Source organism: Burkholderia stagnalis (assembly GCF_902830275.1).
Lineage (GTDB): Bacteria > Pseudomonadota > Gammaproteobacteria > Burkholderiales > Burkholderiaceae > Burkholderia > Burkholderia stagnalis.
Genome location: NZ_CADESW010000108.1, coordinates 1 through 334, shown reverse-complemented (window position 1 = coordinate 334; position 334 = coordinate 1). Strand labels below are relative to the sequence as shown.

General features: G+C 66.8%; 1 pseudogene. It reads right to left on the bottom strand.

From position 1 onward, the window contains the following. Positions 1-334: pseudogene (locus HWY45_RS36445) on the bottom strand (hypothetical protein); the annotation flags it as partial.

The window sequence follows — 334 nt, the reverse complement described above, 5'->3', positions numbered from 1 at the left end:
ACGACGGTGCCGAAACCGTGCCGGTGGCCGGGTCGTAGGTCGAGCCGCCGCCGAGTGCCGCGGCCGTGCTGTTGCCGAGGTTGTTGGTCGTCGTGGTGACGGTGCTCAGGCCGGTGGACAGCGAGCTGATGCCGGTCGACGTCGACGTGGACAGCGAAGCGACGGAACTGTTGGTCGAGCTCAGGCCGGTGGACAGCGAGTTGACGCCACTTTGTGCGGTGCTGATGCCGGTCGACGTGGAGGTCGAGAGCGAAGCAACGGAGCTATTGGTCGAGCTCAGGCCCGTCGACAGGGAGTTGACGCCGCTTTGCGCGGTGCTGATGCCCGTGGAGGT